This is a genomic window from Streptomyces alkaliphilus (assembly GCF_014141535.1).
In the GTDB taxonomy this organism is placed as follows: Bacteria; Actinomycetota; Actinomycetes; order Streptomycetales; family Streptomycetaceae; genus Streptomyces; species Streptomyces alkaliphilus.
In genome coordinates, this window is record NZ_VKHT01000322.1 from 1 (window position 1) to 5,128 (window position 5,128).

Genomic DNA, 5,128 nt, shown 5'->3' on the forward strand with positions numbered 1-5,128 from the left:
GTCGGGGTCGCCCCCGCCGCCCCGGTTCCCGTGCCGACCCCGGCCGCCGTGGTCTCGATTCCGCTCCGGTCTCCGTTCCCGCTCACCCCTCCATGGTCCCCCATGCCGATCGGGAACCGGACGGTACCCCTCCCGACCCGATTCGCGACCGCCGCCCTTCGCTCATCGGAGGTACATGATGCTCAGGTGTACGAGAGGCGGATAGAGTCGAGGGAACCCTCAGCCCTCCGCGGCCCCGGGCCGCGCAGACGCGCAGAAAGGTGCGTCATGTCCGATCATCACCTCCCGCCTCCACTGGAGGTCAGTCCCGAGGCCCCGGACCGCAACCTCGCCCTGGAACTGGTGCGGGTCACCGAAGCCGGGGCCATGGCCTCCGGCCGTTGGGTCGGCCGGGGCGACAAGAACGGCGCCGACGGCGCCGCCGTCCGCGCCATGCGCACCCTCGTCTCCACCGTCTCGATGAACGGCGTGGTCGTCATCGGCGAGGGCGAGAAGGACGAGGCCCCGATGCTCTACAACGGCGAGCGGGTCGGCGACGGCACCGGCGCCGAGTGCGATGTCGCCGTGGACCCCGTCGAGGGCACCACCCTCACCGCCAAGGGCATGGGCAACGCCGTCTCGGTGCTCGCGGTGGCCGACCGGGGGGCGATGTTCGACCCCAGCGCCGTCTTCTACATGGAGAAGCTGGCCGCCGGCCCGGAGGCGGCCGAGTTCGTCGACATCAACGCCCCCGTGGCGACGAACATCCGGCGGGTGGCCAAGGCCAAGGGATGCGCCCCCGAGGACGTGACCGTGGTCGTGCTGGACCGCCCCCGCCACGAGAACCTGGTCAAGGAGGTGCGGGAGGCCGGCGCCCGGATCAGGCTGATCGCCGACGGGGACGTCGCGGGCGCGGTCATGGCCGCCCGGGAGAACACCGGTGTGGACCTGATGCTGGGCATCGGCGGCACCCCCGAGGGCATCATCGCCGCCTGCGCCATGAAGTGCCTGGGCGGCACCATCCAGGGCCGGCTGTGGCCTCGTGACGAGGACGAGCGACGGCGGGCGCTGGACGCCGGCCACGACCCCGACCGGGTCCTGCTCACCGAGGACCTGGTCCGCGGCGACAACGTCTTCTTCGTGGCCACCGGCATCACCGACGGCGAACTCCTGCGCGGGGTGCGGTACCGCGCGGAGACCGCCACCACGCAGTCCCTGGTCATGCGCTCCAAGTCGGGGACGATCCGGCAGATCGACTCCACGCACCGGCTGTCGAAGCTGCGCGCCTACAGCGCGGTCGACTTCGAACGGGCGCGCTGAGTCGACCGGCGGCGACGACCCGGGCCGCGAACGCCGGGACGCTCCGGACCCGTGCGGGGGCCGGTGCGTCCCGGGGCGTCCCGGGGCGTCCCGGGGCGTGGTCGCCGGGCACGGACGGCGGGCACGGACGCCGAACGGCGGGGCGTCCGCTCAGGGGGATTCCGGGGCCCGCGGGACCCCGACACCGGAACGACGCGAGAACCCGACGACGCAGACGACGCAGACGACGCAGACGACGCAGACGGGGAGAAGTGTGCCGGGCCGGACGCCCGGGAGGGTCGGACAGCGGGGAGGCCCCCGCCGCCCCGCCCCGGGGTCAGGCGATGCGCCCCATGGAGGGCGGGGCCTCGGCCGCGTCCCGACGACGACGGCGGCCGAGCATCACCCGACGCTCGGCGGCGGTCAGGCCCCCCCACACCCCGTAGGGCTCCGGCTGGTCCAGGGCGTGCTCGCGGCACTCCAGCAGCACGGGACAGCGGGCGCACACCGCCTTGGCGGCCTGTTCGCGGGAGAGACGATGGGCGGTGGGCTCCCGGGAGGGGGCGAAGAAGAGTCCCGCCTCGTCCCGCCGACAGGCGGCCTCCGAGTGCCAGGGCCCCGCGGGCTCCTTCCGGGCATGCTGCGCCGGGGCAGCGGGGGACCACGACTCGGGCGGCGGATGCAGCACGGTCAACTCCTGACGACGGCTACCGGGGTCGCTCTCGCGATGACGGATCACCACCCGTGCGACGGCGGCCGGCCCTGGCCCCCGCCGGCCGGGGTGCGGCCATACGGGTGACGGTCTCTCTGCCCTACCCGCTGCGCGCACGCTTATGCACGGAGAGCCAAACCGCCGGATCGCGAGGGGGTCGGACGCCCGGTGGGCGCGGTCCCCGGGGAGGCCCCGCCCTCCGCTCGCCGAGGGCTCCCGCCCGCGCGGCGCCGCGTCGGTCACCCGCCCCGGCGCGGGACCGGCGCGGGACCGGGACGTCAGTCGCGGTCGGGGGCGCGCAGGTCGTGCACCTGCTCACCGGAGACCCGTTTCACCTCCACGCCGCCGAGCAGAGCCAGTCCCTGGATGACCAGGACCGGGGCGTTGGGGTCGGAGGACTCGTGTCCCCCCATCGAGAAACCGCCCAGGATGCCGGTGCCGGAGCCCCGCACGGTGACGTTCCCCGGAACCTTGATCTCCACGCCGCCGAGCACGGCGGTGACGTTGAGGGTCACCACCCGCTGGTCGAAGAAGGCCTGCGTCAGGTCGAGCTCCACCCCGCCGAGGAAGGCCACGACGTTGACCCGGCCGCTCACCCGCCATCGCCCCCGCCGCTCGGCGCCGCCGAGCACGGCGACCACGTTGCGCGTCGCCCCGGAGGGAGTGGCGCCCGCGGGGGCCGGGGGAGGCGTGCCGAAGGGCTGCCCGACCGGCAGGTCGCGCACCAGGGGCTCGAGTTCGGCCCGGGTACGGGCCCGGTAGACCGCGTCGATGCGCTCGGCGTGCTCCTCGGCGTCCAGGCGTCCCTCGGCGAGGGCTTCCCTGAGGATTTCCGCCACCCGATCGCGGTCGGCGTCGGAGGCACGCATCGCGGGAGCCGTCGCCGGGGTCTCGGCGGGAGCGGGGCGGCGGTCCCCCTCCTCGCCGGAGCGCTGTTCTGTCACCCTCCCAGGATAGCGAACGCGATACATCGCAACCATTCCGCGGCGCCCGGAAGCGGTGCGCCCTCCCCGGTTTCCCGCGAGAGGGGCGGGCCGGCCCCCGGGCCCGCGGTTCAGTCCTCCGTCCCGGCTCCCGTCCCCGGCGCGGAAGCGGCCTCGACGCCCTCGACGGCGGGCACCGTCGCCCCGGGCGGGAGGTCCATCTCGAACCAGACCAGCTTGCCGGTGCCCAGTCGGGTGGCGCCCCAGGTGCGGGCCAGCTCCTCGACCAGGAACAGTCCCCGTCCGCCCTCCTCGTCGGGCCCGGCGCGGCGGGGACGCGGGAGCAACGGCACGTCGTCCCCGACCTCGCAGCGCAGCGAACCGGAGCGCAACAGCCTCAGGGTCACGGGACGTTCGGCATACCGAACGGCATTCGTCACGACTTCGCTGACCAGGAGTTCGGCGGAGTCGAGGAGGTCCTCCAGTTTCCAGCGGCGCAGGCTCTCCCGGACCAGACGGCGGGCGTCGCGCACCGACTCCGGAGCCGGCGGCATCCGCAGGGCGGCGACGTTCTCCTGGTCGATGCCCTCCAGACGGACCACCAGGAGCGCGATGTCGTCGTCCCGGTCGCCGGGCCCGACGATGTCCAGGATCTCGTCGCACATCGGCTCCAGCGGCGCGGCGGCGCCGGGCCGGGTCATCCGGGCGATCTCGGTGAGCTTCTCCCGCAGGAACGCCACGCCCTCCATGACGTCGCGGGTGCGGGACTCCACCAGGCCGTCGGTGTAGAGCACGAGCGTGGATCCGGGCGGGGCCGGGATGTCCTCCACCGACTCGAAGTCCACCCCGCCGACCCCGATGGGCGCGTTGGGCGGGAGGTCGATCAACTCGGTGGTGCCGTCGGGCAGCAGCAGCACCGGCGGCGGGTGGCCGGCGTTGGCGGCGGTGATGGTGCGCTCCACCGGGTCGTAGACCGCGTAGAGGCAGGTGGCCATGCGGTCGCTGCCCAGGCGCTGGGCCTGGTCCTCCAGGTGGTGCAGAACCTCCTGCGGGGGCAGGTCGAGCCCGGCCAGGGTCTGCACGGTCGTGCGCAGCTGGCCCATGATCGCGGCGGAGGTCGTCGAGTGGCCCATCACGTCGCCGACCACCAGGGCCACCCGGCTGCGCGGCAGCGGGATCGCGTCGTACCAGTCGCCGCCCACCCGGGCGGACTGCGCGGCGGCGGCGTAACGGCGGGTCAGTTTCACCCCGGGCGAGGGGGGCAGGGTGTCCGGCAGCATGGTGCGCTGCAACTCGTCCGCGATGGACGCCTCCCGCCCGTACAGCACCGCCTTGTCCACGCCCAGGGCGGCGTGAGTGGCCAGCTGCTGGGCCACCTGGAGGTCGTCGTGCTCGAAGGCGTCCCGGTGGGCGCCGCGCAGCAGCACGGTCACACCGATGACCCGGCGCCGGCCGCGCAGGGGCGCGATGAGGGCGTGGTCGCCCTCGGGCAGACCGATGTTGCCGGTGAGTTCGCGGAGCGCGGCGCGGGCGGTGGGCGACTCGGCGAAGACCGGGCGCACCGCCCGCAGCACCTCGCCCAGGGGGCCGGTGGGATCGAGTTCCAGGCGGGGGTTGGCACCGCTCCAGGAGGACAGCACGGGCTCCTCGACCACCCCACCGCTCTCCTCCCGGATGCGCACCACGCCCTCGGGGAGTCGGTCGATGCGGCGCAGCCGCAGCACCACCCGATCGGGGGGCGCCTCGTCACCGACCGGCAGGGGGTCCTGGAGGTAGACCAGGATGGCGTCGGCGAAGGTCTGGACGGTCGCCCGGCACAGGCCGAGGACGATCTCGTCCAGGTCGTTGCCGCGGGCGATGCGGCGGGTGGCGGAACCGATGAAGCGCAGACGGTCGGCGTGGGAGAGCGAGCCGGTGCCGACGCCGTACCGCACCGTGCCGCCGTGTCCCGTCGCGGGCCCGACGTGGTCGCCGTTGGCGGCCGCCGAACCCGCGTCGTCGAGGCGCGGGCCCGTCTCCTCGCCCGGCTCCGCCAGCAGCCGGGTGTGCGGGAGGGGCGCGGTGTCGGCGGGCGCGGACGGGGGTGTCCGTTGTCCGGTGGGCTGCGAGGAGGTCGGATCCGTCACGAGTGGGTGTCCATCCGTCCGGGTGGGGTCTGGCGTGCTGAACGGGCTGTCTCTTATGTACGTCTGAGTCTGTCTGGTATCCGTCCTCT

At 74.3% G+C, this 5,128-nt stretch carries 4 protein-coding genes; 1 reads left to right on the forward strand and 3 read right to left on the reverse strand.

What is annotated here, in order from left to right; all coding sequences use genetic code 11:
• Positions 1-267 precede the first annotated feature (267 nt).
• Positions 268-1,299 (forward strand): class II fructose-bisphosphatase, encoded by a 1,032-nt coding sequence (gene glpX, locus FNQ90_RS12130; protein ID WP_143618404.1) that lies wholly within the window; start codon positions 268-270, stop codon positions 1,297-1,299.
• Positions 1,300-1,615: 316 nt separating this feature from the next.
• Here glpX and FNQ90_RS12135 read toward each other — a convergent pair whose 3' ends face one another.
• The 3 genes from FNQ90_RS12135 to FNQ90_RS12145 form a co-directional block, all read right to left on the reverse strand.
• Positions 1,616-1,966 carry a WhiB family transcriptional regulator gene (locus FNQ90_RS12135; protein WP_182606389.1) on the reverse strand — a complete coding sequence of 117 codons (351 nt, stop codon included), beginning with the start codon at positions 1,964-1,966 and terminating at the stop codon, positions 1,616-1,618.
• A 302-nt stretch (positions 1,967-2,268) separates the two neighbouring features.
• The gene (locus FNQ90_RS12140; RefSeq protein ID WP_323379907.1) at positions 2,269-2,934 is read right to left on the reverse strand and encodes a DUF1707 SHOCT-like domain-containing protein; all 666 of its coding nucleotides are present in this window, start codon (positions 2,932-2,934) and stop codon (positions 2,269-2,271) included.
• A 110-nt stretch (positions 2,935-3,044) separates the two neighbouring features.
• Positions 3,045-5,039 carry an ATP-binding SpoIIE family protein phosphatase gene (locus FNQ90_RS12145; RefSeq protein WP_323379908.1) on the reverse strand — a complete coding sequence of 665 codons (1,995 nt, stop codon included), beginning with the start codon at positions 5,037-5,039 and terminating at the stop codon, positions 3,045-3,047.
• Positions 5,040-5,128 lie beyond the last annotated feature (89 nt).